The organism is candidate division WOR-3 bacterium (assembly GCA_029858255.1).
Classification (GTDB): Bacteria; Hydrothermota; Tepidihabitantia; order SM23-42; family SM23-42; genus SM23-42.
Genome location: JAOUFJ010000001.1, coordinates 39,907 through 55,208 on the forward strand (window position 1 = coordinate 39,907; position 15,302 = coordinate 55,208).

The following is a 15,302-nucleotide window of genomic DNA, read 5'->3' on the forward strand; positions in this document are numbered from 1 at the left end:
TTGGCAGTTACTACAGAAGGGGTGCGATGATTTCGATCAGCTTTTCAGTAAGGAATGGTTCGTAGCCAATGAGTATTCTCCGGACCAAGCCTTGTTTATCTATGATAATGAACGTAGGGTAACTCGTGACTTCATAATGCTTGATGAGGTCACGGCCCTCGAGGTTGATGTAGGGTAGGTTCATTTTTTCGAGCACAAAGATAGCATCCGAGCGCTCCTTGTCGGTATTGACGCCGAGGATGCTGAAATCCTTGTTTCTGAAGTGTTCGGCCAATCTCTTGATCATGGGCATTGCCCGGATACACCACGGACAGCCGCGATACCAGAAATCGAGCAGCACTACCTTGCCACGGTAATCATCCAGAGAATGTTTCTTGCCGGAGAAATCCCTTGCTTCCCAGCGGGGCGAGGCTTTATTGACGAATTTTGCGCGCTTGCGTATTTGGCCGGTGAGGTATTCGAAATCCTCGGGAAGGTCATCAACAATCCTTGCCAAAAGTGCTTTAACCTCTGCTACGGTTATCCTGGGTTTCACCCGGTTGAGCAAATTTTCGGCTTCTTTGCGTAGCGGCAAGAGTTGTCCCGGGTTATCCTCGACCCTACTGATGATATCATTGTATTGCGAGTCTGCCGTAAAGAGAACCATGAGTTCATCCCTGTAATGCTTCGCCTGGAGGGTATCGAAGTCAACGATCGAATCCAGTAGTACCGTATATGTTGCCCGTCCTGCATATTGTCCGTAACCCCGTGTGCTTTCGCCTTTTTTATATACAGGGATCATTTTGACAAGGTCAATGTAGACTTCAGCTTTTTGTTCGATCAAATAGATGGCGTCGAGCGGCGTTTCATGTGTAACATGGATGATCCAGGACCGGTTTGTAGTATCGGGTTTGTCCGCTGAATATCGTCCCTGCTCGTTATATGGATGATCGCCGGATTCCCACGTTATGGTTTCCTTGGAAAAGTCATCAGGTAGCGGTATGAATATGTTGGGGAGGTAAAGGTCCAATTGTGAAATTCTATCCATCGTTCGGTTACGCTTATAGTATCCGTTCGGGAAGAAATCACAGGCCGCCCAGCTGGTGTCCTTGGTTGATTCTACACGTGTGCTGCGCTCGTCGGTTCTGGCTGTAGTTTCGGTATTGCGCAATAGTAGTTGCCAGCTTCCATCGTCCTTTTTGCTCATGACCCAGATTTCCAGAATCGCTTTTGCTTCGAGAAGCCCCTGGGAATAAACGAATTTCGATCGCGACGTATAGAACAATTTCTTGCCCGCCATGAGCTCATAGCTGACAGTTTGAATCGTGTCTTGTTCTGAAATTTGCGAACGACCTGACTGAACCGATAAAAGTACTATCAAAATTGATAAAAAAGAAATATTACGTATCACCGGTCACCCCACTATTATAACACTTGCCCCGGAAAAGTAAAGGAATATTTTTCGGCGATATCTTGACAGCAAGGATAATCTAATTACATTTCATCATGCATGTTTGCAGGAAGAGATTCCCGGATAGTATGGCGAACGCAGTAGCGGGGGGATAAAGGATAATTGAAATGAATAGCCGCTTGTTTCTTTTCGCGATGTGTTGTACGTTGATAACGGTACTGGAGGCATACCCGACCCATGAAACATCTGAATATCACGGGCAGTATCTGGGTCAGATGTTGCCTGGTTACAAACCTGAACCTTTTGCGCCGGATCTATTCTCTGCATGGAACAACTACGGTTTTCACCTGCAGAGCAGCTTGAGTTTTTCTTCTGGCGGGGAAGATCTCTATTTTGCAGACCAGTCGTACCCTATTGTAAAGGGACGCAGCGGATCGATATGGTCCATGCTCCGAGTCGATGATGCGTGGACCGAGCCAGAGGTCACACCTTTCTCGAGCGATTACAGTGATTGGGGAGTGTTTCTTTCGGAAGATGGTGGTGTTATCTACTTTTCCTCGACGCGGCCTCTATTGGGAAAGGGATCTCCCAAAGACGCTGATATCTGGTACGTGAAAAAGAATGAAACTGGTCTATCTGAACCACAAAGAATTGGTCATCCGGTCAATACAGTCTTTGATGAAGTGTCCGGAGCAGTAACGGAAAATGGAGTGCTTCTCTTCAGCTCAAACCGGCCCGGTGGTGAGGGAGGCTTTGATATCTACTTGACCAGAGGTGTTAATGGTAATTATACTGAACCAGTCAACCTTGGTGAAATTGTTAATACGGAAGCGGATGAACGTGTTCTATGCGCAGCGCCGGACCTCAATTTTCTGATACTGCACCGTTATGACGCATCCAGAGAGGCGAATGCAGGTCTTTACGTTTCCTATAAACCGAGTGATCAGTCGTGGAGTGAGCCAAAGAGCATTGGAGATCATATCAACATGCTAAATGCTTCCTGGGCAAGTTTATCAGCAGACGGAAAATATCTTTTCTTCCTTGGCAAGGGGTATGGAATCTACTGGGTGAAAACTGAACTGATCGATTATCTGAAGAAGGCCGACCTTGATATATCGGAGGCATTGCTGCAGACGCTCTTCGCCCATGGACTCGAATCTGCATGCGCACGATATTACGTTATGAAAAACGAACTTGCGAAGTATGTTGACCTCGATGAATTTCTGCTGAATCAGAAAGGGTATCAGTTGCTGCAGGCAGGTGATTTTGCACGATCCATTGGTATCTTCAGGATTTGCGTCGCACTCTTCCCCGACTCTTGGAATGCACACGACAGCCTTGCAGAAGCATACCTGGCAGCAGGCGAAACCGAACAGGCAAAAACACACTATCGAAAATCCCTTGAATTGAATCCGGGAAACGGTAATGCAAGACAAAGGATCAATGAATTGGAGATGAAATGACCGGCCGGCGTTTTCGTAGCATATTGATAACATCAGATTTACGTGTATAATGTTGCGTTGTTATTTTCTATTTAGGCAAGGAGGTCCTTAATGGCAGATTTGAAAACAAGTTACATGGGAATTGAATTACGAAATCCACTGATCGTTGCGAGTTGCAGTTTGGTGAATTCCGTGGAAGGCGTTCAGCGTTGTGCTGATGCCGGGGCCGGAGCGGTGGTGCTCAAGTCACTGTTTGAAGAGCAGATCGAGGCGGACACGAAGGAGATTCAGAAACACGTGTGGCTCGCAGGACACACCGAGGCATATGATTATGTAAGACAGATAGGAATCCAAATGGGTGAACAAGACTATCTCAATCTTGTGGAGAGGGCGAAAAAAGCCGTTTCGATCCCCGTGATCGCCAGCCTTAACTGTATTACGCCGGAATGGTGGACAGACTATGCCAAGAGGCTTGAGACTTCGGGCGCCGATGGCATTGAGCTTAACACGGCTATCCTGCCGAGCGACCCGCAGCACAGTAGTAATGAGATCGAGAAACTATACTATGACATCCTGGAAGGTGTTAAGAAGAACGTGAACATACCAATCGCCGTTAAGATCGGTCCCTATTTCACCTCGCTCGCCAGTGTCGGCAGACAACTCTGCAGCAGGGGAGCTTCAGCGCTTGTGCTCTTCAACAGGTTCTATCAACTCGATATCAACGTTGACAAGCTCACGTTGGTTCCGGGATACCATTTCAGTACACCGGAAGAAATAACCTTGTCGCTGCGCTGGATCACATTGCTTGCCGGTCGTATTGATTGCGATCTCTCCGCTACCACGGGCGTGCATGATGCTGCAGGCGTTGTCAAACAGCTGCTTGCTGGCGCAACGACCGTTCAGATTTGCTCCACCCTTTACAAACATGGGATCGGACATCTCGCAAATATCCTCAGCAACCTGGAATCCTGGATGAAGAAGCACCAGTTCGAATCCGTATCGCAGTTTCGAGGAAGGCTAAGTCAAAAAGAGAGCGAGATGCCCGAACTTTACGAGCGGCTTCAATACGTTAAATCGCTCGTCGGGATCGAGTAATACCGGAGTATTTCTATGCCGCTCACGCGATGCCGCGAGTGTCATAAGGAGATAAGTAGCGAGGCAATCAATTGCCCGCACTGTGGCGCGCCGTTTCCAGCCAAAAGGAAGTGGGGTGGACGAGGTTTTGAGTGGAAATCCGAACGGACGTTTTACGGCTATCCGTTGGTGCACATTGCCTTCGGACGCGACAAGAATAACAGGATCCGTGTAGCAAAAGGCGTGATCGCGATCGGCCAGTTTGGCATTGGCCTTGTTACATTTGCCCAGTTCGGCGTTGGAGTGCTTTTCGGTTTCGGTCAGTTCATTATTGGGCTAACTGGAATTGCACAGTTCGCCATCACTGGTCTGTTCGGCGTCGGTCAGTTCGCAGCAGGATATATTGCGATCGGCCAATTTGCGCTGGGCTATTACGCCCTTGCCCAGGCCGGTTATGCGAAGTACATATGGAGTCAAGCGGTCAAAGATCCCGAGGCGATCGAATTTTTCCGCCAGATGCTGAACAGCATCAAGGAATTTTTCCACCTCTGAACGGTATGAGATCTTCCTGATCTTCGCTACAACCCAAGCGCTTTGCGGATCAGGCACACCGGTATCGAGCCGAAACCGAGCAACTTATCGTGGAATTCTTTCAAGTTAAAGTCATCGCCATGTTTTTTCTGATAATCATCCCTTAACTCAACAATCTGTTTCTTACCTATCAGGTAGCTCATGGGCTGGGTCGGAGTGTACGTGTAACGCGTTACTTCCTTTTGAGCATGCACGCGCTCCAGTTTTGCATCATTGACGAGCAGATCGACGGCCTGCTGATAGCTCATCGTCTTTGTATGCAGCCCCACGTCGATGATGACGCGACATGCGCGCCATAATTGGTCTTTTAGCTGCAGCAGCCTCGAACGGGGGTCAGAATAGAATCCTGCTTCGTACATCATTTCTTCGCAATAGAGTGCCCATCCCTCGATGAAAACTGTGGTTTCCAACAGACGCCTTAATCTGTTCTTGAGTTTATTGGCTATCACGAGCTGCAGGTGGTGTCCGGGATATCCTTCATGCAGGGCTATGACGGGTATCCCGAGACTCGGATGACCCCTGAGGATTTCTTCCTTTTCTTCTGGAGAAAGCTTCTCGTCGATCAGGGTAACATAGAAATGACCCGTTTGTTGTTTTTCAAATTGTGCCGGGTTCATGTATGCAGCGTACGGAATGATGGGTCGGCTGAACGAGGGCGTTGGTATGACATCGAGGCGCTCATCACCAGGTATGGTGATCAGGTTATTATGCAGCACAAAATCCCTGGCTGATTCCATCTCTTTTTTGTAGGTTTGAAGCAGTTCCGAGGGCTGCGGGTGCATTTTTTTTATGTCGCTGACGACCTCGTGCCACTCTTTGTCAGAATCTATTCGGAGCGCCGCCTGCCTAAGGGTTTCTTCAGTTCTTGCTTTTATTTCTTGCCCTATTTCGAGAATAGCCTGCGCGTCATAAGAAAGCATGTGGTTGTTTTTCAGTTTGAAATCGAAGAGCTTGCTTCCGATGGCAAAATCTCCTTTTGATTTATTCAATAATTCCTTCTCCAAATACTGGCGGTACTGCTGCAGCGCGGATAAGGCCTTTTTTCCTGCAGCTTCGAGTTGCTGTTTTATTTTGGGAACGTTCGCGCCGAGTTTCGGCATGAGATCTTGAATGAAGGAAGTGCAGCCGTCTGTCATTTCTATGCCCAGGTTCACGAAAAGTTGCGGGCAATTCTCTAAATTTCTTGCGCCGTCCTCCAGCACCCGTGGGACCTCGCGCATCCTTGAAACAATTGCCGAGGCGCGCTCCTCGAGCGGTGCGAATTCTCTTACGAAAAGGATGAACATCGAATGCGCACATAGTTCCGGGTAAACTGCGGCGCGCGTTTTCCAGAATTGTATCTCTTCATAATCTTTTATTGTGGATTCGATTTCGTTTTTCAATAGTTGCCAGTCGATTTGTTCTTCGTCGGTCAATTCCTGTTTTGGGATTTTGGATATTTCGGTGAGATACCGTTTTCTGTGTTCGTTGATATCGCGAATGAAATCATACTTAACGTTGTCGAGTTCATGGTCGTACTTGTGAATCCCGGCGTAGGTCGCGCTGAGCGGTGATGTTCTCCAGCTGAACCCCAGATACTCTTCAACGAAATCAGCAAATCTTGACATGTTGCCTCCTGCGTTGTGCGTCGATGAACGTGCTACTCATGCGATCAAACAATGTACAAATTAGAATATGCACGGGCAATTATTTGTCAAGGTTGATTCTCGCTGAAGTGTTGCAGTTGACAACGACCTTCTGACATGTAGAATTTACATGGTATAATGATGCAGGAGGGGATGAAATGATCTTAATGAGAAATGCTGCAATAACAGTAGTATTCTCATCCTTGTTGATACTGCAGTGTGGCGAGGAAACCCTCGATGTAGCTATTACGCAGCCGGTCGATGGTGCCGAGGTCAGCGGCATTGTCAGGATCGAAGCCCAGACGAGTAATAATACGGTCAGTGTTGTATTTTATGCGGATGATGTATGTATTGATACCTGCCGTGCGGCGCCTTTTGTATGTTGTTGGAACACATTCGCTCATGCCGACAGCTCATCTCACTATCTTTATGCAATTGGCCAGGACAGGAAGGGTGATGAGCTATGTTCTGATTCTGTGCTCGTTCTCGTCTACAACGGGAACATGATTTTCGCCGATGATTTTGAAGCGTATTCTCCTAATAGCTATCCTTATGCCGGGTGGTTTGAAATATGGGCCGGCGCCGGTAGTAATCACACTTACGTCGATGATCAGGTTTCGTACAGCGGAGTGCAGAGTTTTCGCCTGCGCGGGCTCGGTGATTGGGTGAGGACCGACGGAGTTGAACTTGACCTCTCCGGTATCCAGCAACTCACTTATGAATTGAACGTAATGGTTCCGTCCCAGGACTCGGCTGGTGCCCTGTTTGGATTTTTCGCGCTTATCAATCCTACGTCCGGGATGATATACAACGGGGTGCTCTTCGAGCACAGTGACGGTTTGATATATGCCCACGGCGCGATCGAGGACAGCACCGGCCATCTTTGGCTGCGTGATACTTGGTATTCGGTGAGGGTATCGCTGGATTACGTTGGACTCAGCATGAGTGTGTGGCTCGATGATGAACAGATCGTCTCTGACCTTCCGGCTGTTCCTCGTGAGTGGACGGATACGTTCGCGATCGCCACTGAATACGGGGCCCCTGGCATAGTATACTATGATGATGTGAGCGTATTCCAGCATGAATAACCGCTGCGAATTTTTTGTCTTTCTTTCACACTCTTTCCACTTGACCCTTAGAATATCACAGGTATAATATTGTACATTACTACGGTCGTCGTTTCAAATGAGAGGGACAGACACCGTGATATTCACGTACGGTTCAGCGTACGCAGGGAATCTTAGAAAGGGGGTATCTCAGTGAGTGGCATTGTCGGGATTATTTCAAATACAGATTGTCGGGATGACCTTTTTTATGCAACCGATTATCATTCACACCTAGGTACATCATTCGGCGGTATTGCTATCTCCGACGGCGCAACACTCGTAAAAAAGATACATAGTATTGCGAGGGCTCAATTCAAGTCTCGATTCAGCGAGGATATTGATTTTATCAACATGCGAGGGAATGCAGGCGTTGGCGTGATCAGCGACCGGGATACACAGCCGCTCATTATGAGATTGAAGTTTGGAGAATATGCATTATGCGGTACCGGCTACATAAACAACCAGGATGAGTTGGCCGCCGCGTTGATAGAAGAAGGAGTTGTCTTTTCCGAAATGCCTGGCGGTAATGTGAATCAGATAGAGCTCGCTGCAAAAATTATTAACAAAGGCAAGACTCTTGTTGAGGGGATCGAATACATGCATGAGCAGATCGACGGGTCCATGTCTTTGTTGCTGTTGGGGAGGGAAGGCATTTATGCCGCTCGCGATAAATACGGACGCACGCCCCTTGTCGTGGCAAAGAGAGACGGTGCCTGGGCTGTTGCTACCGAGACTTGTTCGTATAAGAACCTTGGTTTCATAACCGAGAGGGATCTGGGCTCCGGCGAGATTGTCCTGCTGGACACCAACGGATGTACCCGATTGAGAAAGCCGAATGAGGTCCTGCAGTTGTGCACTTTTTTGTTCGTCTACGCAGGATTCCCCGCGTCTGAATATGAAGGTAAGAATGTCGAAGATTTTAGAGAGAAATCTGGCAGGATAATCGCCAGTAACGACAGCATCGAGGTCGATTTCGTTGCCGGTATTGCTGATTCAGGAACGGCATACGCGCACGGTTATTCGCATGAGTCGGGCGTACCGGTTAAGATCCCCCTTCTTAAGTACACTCCTGGCTGGGCGAGAAGCTATGTACCACCCGCGCAGGAAACCAGAGATCTTATTGCCCTGATGAAGCAGATCACGGCTGACGTTCTCATAAAGGGTCAGAGAATGGTGGTAACCGAAGATTCAATTGTGCGTGGTACTCAACTGAAAAATTATTTGCTTGTGAAACTTTGGAATGCCGGAGCAAAAGAGGTGCATGTTCGACCTGCTTGTCCGGCCTTGATGTTTCCCTGCAAATTTCTATATTCAACACGCCACCTCGATGAATTGTTCGCGCGCCGGGTCATAAAGCAATTCCACGGGAAACATATCGACAATGTTGAACCCTACCTCGATATTGATTCACGTGAATACAAAAAGATGATAGCTGCAATGGAAAAGGATCTGAACGTCACATCGTTGAGGTATCAGACTCTTGAAGATATGCTGACGGCGACCGGTCTGCCTGCCGAGAGCCTGTGCACATATTGCTGGACCGGCAAGACAATAAGCTGAACTGAGAACTCATATAATCTACAGATTGTTTCGACCGCACGGAATTCTTGAGAGGCAATACCAACCCGCCGGTCTACCACCCGTGTAATACAGACAAATTTCCCGTGCGGGGAATACGATCTTCATCTTATTCCCTGTGCTTCGGATGACTCTCTTTCTCATCTGAGAATCGAAATTTCCATATACCAGACTCAGATGGGGCATGTATTCTTCATTCTCCTCTTGTCCAAAGACCGCACGCGCCACTGAATTGGCTCGCATTAGTTCCGGTGTCTTGTCGGCTTTGATGAAAACGCATCTGAAGTAGCGGTCATCATGTTCGACTTCATTGAGCTTGACATCGAAAGGCTCTATCTGCAAAGCTATTTCTCTTGTCATGGCTATGGCCGTGGCTTTGGGGAGGCTAAGTTCTCCAATCAATGTAATGTGTGGTTCGAATTTTTGGGTTGAGTGTTCGTGGCTTAATCTTACGATCAGGGAAAGCAGCTGATCGGCGATTTCTCCCGCTGGCATGAGCCAAAGTGAGAATACTTCTTCTGTCCTGCCTGTTTTCACTCGTCCTCGACCTGCTGCTCCCGGATGAGCTCCTTGCGTTTTTCATTCGCCTTGCGTCCCTTGCGCGTGTATTTTGATTTATCTCTGTGGACCCGGGTTGGTCCATGTGGTGAGCGCTGTTTGATAGTTCTCTTTACGCGGATTTTTATCTTCTTCTCAGGCATAACGGTATGAATATAATACATGGATAGTATAGAAGCAATAGTTTATGATGGATAATGATATGAATACTTTTTAGGTTATTGACAGTATCTAAAAATCGGCTATTATTATAACACGTTGGCACTTCAGTATTTCTGAGTGAGCGTCATAGAGTTTTTTTTCTACGATTTGATTATTGATGAGACAATCCCGAGATAAAAAATCAAGGAGGTATTAACATGGGTAAATCAATAAAAGGTACAAAGACCGAGAAGAATTTGCTGGCTGCTTTTGCCGGTGAATCGCAAGCCAGGAACCGGTACACTTACTTCGCTTCAAAGGCCCGTAAAGAGGGGTTCGAGCAGATCAGCGCGATATTCCTGGAAACAGCCGAAAATGAAAAAGAGCATGCCAAGGTTTTTTTCAAGTATCTCGAAGGTGGTGACGTTGAGATCACTGCCGGTTATCCGGCCGGTGTCATTGCTGACACCAGGACGAATCTCGAGGAAGCCGCTGCCGGTGAGAAAATGGAATGGTCGTCGATCTATGCTGATTCTGCAAAAGTCGCGAAGGAAGAAGGATTCAGTGATGTGGCAGTTTCTTTCGAACAGATCGCCAAAGTCGAAAAGTTCCATGAATCGCGTTACAGAAAACTCATCAACAACATTGCGGATAGCGAAGTGTTCAAGAAGAAAACGCCGGTAAAATGGCACTGCAGGAACTGCGGGTATATCCACGAGGGCCCTGAAGCGCCTAAGGAGTGTCCAGCCTGCAAACATCCGCAATCATACTACGAGGTACTTGCAGAAAATTTCTAAATTAGCTCCAGGCGGTGATTTTTCCGCGCTTTTGTACAATACGGGAGGTTAAGATGAAACTCAATATGGGTTCGTTAGACCGTATCATCAGGTTGCTGATCACCCTGGTAATCGTGATCCTGCTCGTTGCTGGAGCACTGAAAGGGGCTCTGGCTGTCATATTGGGTATTGTCGCGATCATCTTTTTTGTTACCAGCATGTTTGGCTTTTGTCCCCTGTATGTGATCTTCGGTGTTTCGACCAAGAAGAAATAGCACCGCTCTTGCGATCCATTGAATCCGTATCTCTGCTATGGATGATGCGCAGAAGCACGTACATTGCGGATTATCGAGCAAGGATTTTCTTGAGCCGGAGAAAATACTTTGTGCTGCCCAGCTCAAAAAAGGGGACAGCGTTCTTGATGTCGGATGCGGTGAGGGTCAATTTGCACTTGCCGCATCCAGAATAATCGGCGATTCCGGAACGGTTTATGCAATCGACCTCCATGAACCTTCGATCAATATCCTGAGGGGTAGAATATCATCCGAAGGAATATGCAATATTTCGGCTTTTGTGGCGGATGCAAGAAAACACATTCCGCTGGGCGATAGCGTCATTGATGTATGTCTTATGGTCAATGTCCTCCATGGTTTTGCCGCGAACGGGGAGATTCCCGGAGTGATGCACGAAATATCGCGTATCGTTAGGAAGCACGGATGGGTCGTTGTGGTCGATTTTAAGAAAACAGCTAGCAGCGCGGGACCACCGGTGGCGATCAGACTGGCTCCGCATGAAGTAGAGGATATGTTCAAACGATATGATTTTGTTGCGGAAAAGACGCGCGATGTTGGTCCTTACAGCTATCTCCTGATACTCGTTCATCAGTGAACACTTTTTCATCAGGTTCCGGCAATTTTGTTGAAAAATAGGGATAAATGTTGATTTATTTGCCTAGACTGAAACATTTTCCGTCCGCAGGCGTATAACAGCATATAGAATTCCAAAGGCAATCTGAGTTTGGATTTATGAAAGGAGGTCATATGATGAGCGTAATTGCCACGCTTTTGATAACGGCACAAGTTGTGAATCCATCAGTATCTATCATGGTGCCGAATGCCTTATTCGGGTTTTTCGAGAAAACCGAAGAATTCCGCGAAACCTACGAGGTTCCCTCGGGAACGAAGTTGCAGGTTCATAATGCCAACGGAGACATTAAGATAAGCCAGTGGGGCGAGGATTATGTTGAGGTCTACGCAAAGAAGAAGACCAGCCACGGCGAGGAAGAGCTAGCAAAGGTCGACATCGAGGTCGTTGTCGATGATATGATGAAAGTCCGCACAAAATACCTGGAGAAGGACGCCCGCGTGTCGGTGAAATATGACATCAAGGTTCCTAAAGATGTAGTTGTTCAGGAAATCAAGACCTCAAACGGCGAAATAGAAATCAAGGGCACAAACGGTGATACCAGGTTGATGACTTCCAACGGGGAAATTTACGTGACCGATGTCAATGGAACCGTAAGCGTGCAGACTTCCAACGGTGAAATAGAGATCAAGAGAACAACTGCGGTACTCGAAGCAAATACTTCAAATGGCGAGGTTAGTGTCGAGATCTACAATATGCCCGAAGACGGTACAAACATTTCCTCTAGCAATGGTTCGATTCAAGTTTATATCAGTGATGAGTTGAACGCGGGCCTGAGGGCTGCAACATCGATAGGTAAAGTACACATAAAGGATGTTGAGTTACAATCAAGGTTCACGGCTACTTCTCAGACTTCGTCTGTCCTTGTGGGCGAGATCGGCGAGGGAGGCAGATCGATAAACGTAAGCACTTCGAATGGTGAAATAAGGTTCCACAGACTTGCCGAGTGATGAGATTCTGTCTTGGTACTCGGGGCGTTAAGAATCAGTGTTTTCTTAGAATAAAGCCGGTGTCGTTGATGTAAAGATAAAAGGTATCCGAACTGGGGTATTGAAACGCCGCAATACCGTAAGCGGCATCAACACCCGGAATTCTTTCGGCATTTTTGAGGAGAAATTCCCAGAGGCCCTCTTCCGGATGCATTTGATAAATTGAGATAGTCCTCGGCTCGGCATTATCCCACCGGCCGGAAAGACGCGTGATCCGATAGTAAGCGCCGGCGCCCAGCCAGCGCAAGACAGTGCCCCATCTCAAGAAATAACCTTCTACCATCCACTGCTCGCCAGCTGTCGTGAAGAAATGCATGCGGTTTTCTTTTTCATCATAAAAGGTTATCCTTGTGCTGTCGCTGATAGATTCGGTGTATACCCAGCCGATTTTTTCCTCGTGTGTGTACCGGGCAAATGTTTGCAGGAAAAGGGAGAGATATATCAGGGATGATGCAAAGGCAAATGTGATCACAAAGATCAAGATTCCGTAAATAGATCTTTTGATCTTTGCTCTGCCCTTTATTAAATTTACTAACATATATATCAACAAAACCAAAGACAAGGAGAGCAGTATCAACCCGACGATGCCGGTCACCAGCACGAATTTATCCATATGCAGCAATTATACGATGCATATCTGTCAAGTCAATAGTCCGGGGTTGTGGCTGAAAATTCCGTGGATGATACGCAAATTAAAAATTGACGATTACGAGAATTAAGCCTATATTACACACCTTGACGCTGACTGCCGGTTTCATATAATTACTTAATCGTGCTATCCAGGCAGCATCGGTGCACTATTCTGTAAAGGAGGCCAGATGGAAGAGATTCCTGAGTTTGTGAGGAACCGTATAGTTTTGCATTTTAAGGACAACAGGTTGCTTAGGGGCTACACGCACGATTTTACCCCACTTAGAGAGAAGTTCCATCTGATTTCGGAGGAGGAGTCAGATAGGGGTAATGTTTACGAAGTCAATTGTTCGGAGCTCAAAGCCGTATTCTTCGTGAAATCACTCAAAGGTAATAAGGATTACATCGAGAAGAAAAGTTTCAGTGATGTTGATGCGGTCGGGCTCAGAGGGTTGAAGGTCAGGGTGGAGTTCCCTGATGGTGAAGTGATCCGTGGGACGAGCTTTGGGTACAGCAGAGCACGTAAAGGGTTTTTCGTCATACCGGTTGACCCGAGCAGTAATAACGAACGTATCTACGTGGTTACACACAGACTTCGTGACGTGCGCGTCGGCGCCGCTGCCGAGAGCTAATATAACCTGACAACAAAAATCCAAAGACCGTGTGCTTTTTAGATCTGCCCGGTCGATCTCATATAGCAATCTACTGTTTACACTTGACATAGCACAGTCTCCAGCTTAATATCAATACATGAAAATTTCTTCAATAGCTGCTATAACACTATTTCTCTGTCTTATCTCCATGAGTGTTTCCTCAGATCTTGAGCCGCTGGCAACAGAGATCATGGAAGAAATATGGAGTTTTCATCCAATTGGCTCAACAAATTTAGGCATCCACAAATATGACAGCCGTATGCCGGATTATTCCAGAAAGGAGTTGAATTTTAGGCTGAATAGGTTCAAAACACTTCGAGAGAAACTCGATGAACTGGATACTCTGGTTCTTTCGATCGATGAACGGGTGGACTACCACCTGCTTAGAGCTTCTCTCTGCGATGAAATATTCGACCTCGAAAAAAGCAAAATCTATGACAACGACCCTCTGTTGTATTCGCAGGCATGCATTAATGGTGTTTACACGATCATGATCAGGCACGCCGAATCTGTGAGGGGCAAGATGGTTGCCGTCACTGCCCGTCTCGATCAGATACCGAAATTCCTTGAAGTCGCCAGGCAAAATCTGAAAAAACCATCTTACGTCTTGTGCGACGCGGCAATCAATCAGTTGACTGAGGGTGAGAAGTTCATTGAGGAGATATTTGAATACTACAAGGATTCACTCGTACAGGAAGAGAGACTCAAATTACAGCAGGCAAAGCTGCAGGCGGTCGCGTCGATGATGTCCTTTGCCTACTGGCTTGAGCAGAATCAAAACCCGCATGGGATGTTCATCCTTGGTGAGGACAACTATAACTATAAATTGCGTAATGTACATCTGGTCGACATGACCGCGGACAGCATACTGAAGATCGGTGAGTACTATCTCGAATTGACCGCCTCAATGATTGACAGCCTGGATCGTATCCTCAAACCAGCACGCCAGGAGAAGGTCGTCTTGCCTTCCGATTTCGGTCCACACTCTGTTGTCGAATATCGCATAATGGAATTGAGCCGGCTGCGCGATTTCGTGACCGGGTCGGAAATGGTGACGATACCGGAATTTGTTGGTGAGATAGAGATCGTCGAGACCCCAGGTTTTCTTGCGGGGCTGGTTCCGGGCGCTGCAATGATGCCGCCCGGTCCCTTTGACAAATCCCGAAAGAGTTATTTCTACAACCCACGCCTTCCAAGAAGATTTGAACTGGCGGATGCAGAATACTTCTACAACTACATATACAATCGCTGGTTCCGCGGCGCGGCTGTTCATGAGGCATATCCGGGTCATCATCTTCAGCTGTCAATCGCGAATAATCATCCTTCGATCGTGCGCAGGGGATTTCGTACGTATTTCTTTGTTGAAGGCTGGGCGCTTTACTGCGAAGAGATTATGGCGACAAGCGGTCTTTATGAAGATACGATCGGTGCACTCATCAACGCCCTGGAGGGAGTGAGGTACCGTGCGGCACGTATCATCGTCGATGTTAGTCTACAGACCGGTGTTTTCAGTTATGAAGATGCCTTGCGCTTCCTAGCTGAAACTTTCGGCGGCAGCGAGGCCTATTACGCCCGGGAGGTGAAGCGATATATCAGTAACCCGATACAGCCATCGAGTTATCTCGTTGGTAAATTGCTGATTATTGATCTCATCGAAGAGTGCAAGGAATTGCGGGGTGATGATTTTGACTTGAAGAACTTCCACGACGAGCTGCTGAGCCATGGATCGATCCCGCTTGAGTTGCACAGAATACTTATGCTGGGAGGCATTTAGCTTAGATCCGCGCGCCGCATTCGGTTCGCCTGCTTCTTCTCTTTCTGATTG

Annotated in this window: 16 protein-coding genes; 11 read left to right on the forward strand and 5 right to left on the reverse strand. The window is 47.4% G+C overall.

Annotated elements, in window-relative coordinates; genetic code table 11:
- Positions 1-10: 10 nt before the first annotated feature.
- The gene (locus OEV79_00260) at positions 11-1,279 is read right to left on the reverse strand and encodes a TlpA family protein disulfide reductase (protein MDH4209871.1); all 1,269 of its coding nucleotides are present in this window, start codon (positions 1,277-1,279) and stop codon (positions 11-13) included.
- 278 nt (positions 1,280-1,557) lie between these two features.
- Between OEV79_00260 and OEV79_00265 the strand changes: the two genes are divergently transcribed.
- The 3 genes from OEV79_00265 (at position 1,558) to OEV79_00275 (ending at position 4,458) form a co-directional block, all read left to right on the forward strand.
- Entirely contained in the window at positions 1,558-2,853 is a 1,296-nt protein-coding gene (locus OEV79_00265) for a tetratricopeptide repeat protein (protein MDH4209872.1), read from the forward strand.
- A 90-nt stretch (positions 2,854-2,943) separates the two neighbouring features.
- Positions 2,944-3,927: a dihydroorotate dehydrogenase-like protein gene (locus OEV79_00270; protein MDH4209873.1), complete on the forward strand. Its 984-nt coding sequence runs from the start codon at positions 2,944-2,946 to the stop codon at positions 3,925-3,927.
- Positions 3,928-3,942: 15 nt separating this feature from the next.
- A complete protein-coding gene (locus OEV79_00275; protein ID MDH4209874.1) occupies positions 3,943-4,458 on the forward strand; it encodes a zinc ribbon domain-containing protein in 516 nt (171 codons plus the stop codon).
- A 26-nt stretch (positions 4,459-4,484) separates the two neighbouring features.
- Here OEV79_00275 and OEV79_00280 read toward each other — a convergent pair whose 3' ends face one another.
- Positions 4,485-6,104 carry a DUF885 domain-containing protein gene (locus OEV79_00280; protein MDH4209875.1) on the reverse strand — a complete coding sequence of 540 codons (1,620 nt, stop codon included), beginning with the start codon at positions 6,102-6,104 and terminating at the stop codon, positions 4,485-4,487.
- 176 nt (positions 6,105-6,280) lie between these two features.
- On the opposite strand from OEV79_00280, the gene OEV79_00285 reads away from it, so the two are divergent.
- Positions 6,281-7,210, forward strand: coding sequence for an Ig-like domain-containing protein (locus tag OEV79_00285; GenBank protein MDH4209876.1), 930 nt, complete (start codon positions 6,281-6,283; stop codon positions 7,208-7,210).
- 171 nt (positions 7,211-7,381) lie between these two features.
- On the forward strand, positions 7,382-8,788 hold the full coding sequence (locus OEV79_00290; protein MDH4209877.1) for an amidophosphoribosyltransferase: 1,407 nt from the start codon (positions 7,382-7,384) through the stop codon (positions 8,786-8,788).
- 18 nt (positions 8,789-8,806) lie between these two features.
- Here OEV79_00290 and OEV79_00295 read toward each other — a convergent pair whose 3' ends face one another.
- Together OEV79_00295 and OEV79_00300 are read right to left on the reverse strand one after the other, a co-directional pair.
- Positions 8,807-9,343 (reverse strand): 2'-5' RNA ligase family protein, encoded by a 537-nt coding sequence (locus tag OEV79_00295; protein ID MDH4209878.1) that lies wholly within the window; start codon positions 9,341-9,343, stop codon positions 8,807-8,809.
- Positions 9,340-9,507 (reverse strand): hypothetical protein, encoded by a 168-nt coding sequence (locus OEV79_00300; GenBank protein ID MDH4209879.1) that lies wholly within the window; start codon positions 9,505-9,507, stop codon positions 9,340-9,342. Before OEV79_00300 ends, OEV79_00295 begins: the two co-directional genes overlap by 4 nt.
- Before the next feature lie 216 nt (positions 9,508-9,723).
- Between OEV79_00300 and OEV79_00305 the strand changes: the two genes are divergently transcribed.
- The 4 genes from OEV79_00305 to OEV79_00320 all read left to right on the forward strand — a co-directional run bounded on the left by OEV79_00305 (position 9,724) and on the right by OEV79_00320 (position 12,155).
- Positions 9,724-10,302, forward strand: coding sequence for a rubrerythrin family protein (locus OEV79_00305; GenBank protein MDH4209880.1), 579 nt, complete (start codon positions 9,724-9,726; stop codon positions 10,300-10,302).
- 53 nt (positions 10,303-10,355) lie between these two features.
- Positions 10,356-10,556: a DUF2892 domain-containing protein gene (locus tag OEV79_00310; GenBank protein MDH4209881.1), complete on the forward strand. Its 201-nt coding sequence runs from the start codon at positions 10,356-10,358 to the stop codon at positions 10,554-10,556.
- A gap of 37 nt (positions 10,557-10,593) precedes the next feature.
- On the forward strand, positions 10,594-11,169 hold the full coding sequence (locus OEV79_00315; GenBank protein MDH4209882.1) for a methyltransferase domain-containing protein: 576 nt from the start codon (positions 10,594-10,596) through the stop codon (positions 11,167-11,169).
- 152 nt (positions 11,170-11,321) lie between these two features.
- Entirely contained in the window at positions 11,322-12,155 is an 834-nt protein-coding gene (locus OEV79_00320; protein MDH4209883.1) for a DUF4097 family beta strand repeat-containing protein, read from the forward strand.
- A 34-nt stretch (positions 12,156-12,189) separates the two neighbouring features.
- On the opposite strand, the gene OEV79_00325 is transcribed toward OEV79_00320, so the two are convergent.
- Positions 12,190-12,807 carry a hypothetical protein gene (locus OEV79_00325; GenBank protein ID MDH4209884.1) on the reverse strand — a complete coding sequence of 206 codons (618 nt, stop codon included), beginning with the start codon at positions 12,805-12,807 and terminating at the stop codon, positions 12,190-12,192.
- Positions 12,808-13,012: 205 nt separating this feature from the next.
- Here OEV79_00325 and OEV79_00330 point away from each other — a divergent pair, with 205 nt between their 5' ends.
- Both OEV79_00330 and OEV79_00335 read left to right on the forward strand, forming a co-directional pair.
- Entirely contained in the window at positions 13,013-13,456 is a 444-nt protein-coding gene (locus OEV79_00330; protein ID MDH4209885.1) for a hypothetical protein, read from the forward strand.
- 118 nt (positions 13,457-13,574) lie between these two features.
- Positions 13,575-15,251, forward strand: a complete 1,677-nt coding sequence (locus OEV79_00335; GenBank protein ID MDH4209886.1) for a DUF885 domain-containing protein — start codon at positions 13,575-13,577, stop codon at positions 15,249-15,251.
- Positions 15,252-15,302 lie beyond the last annotated feature (51 nt).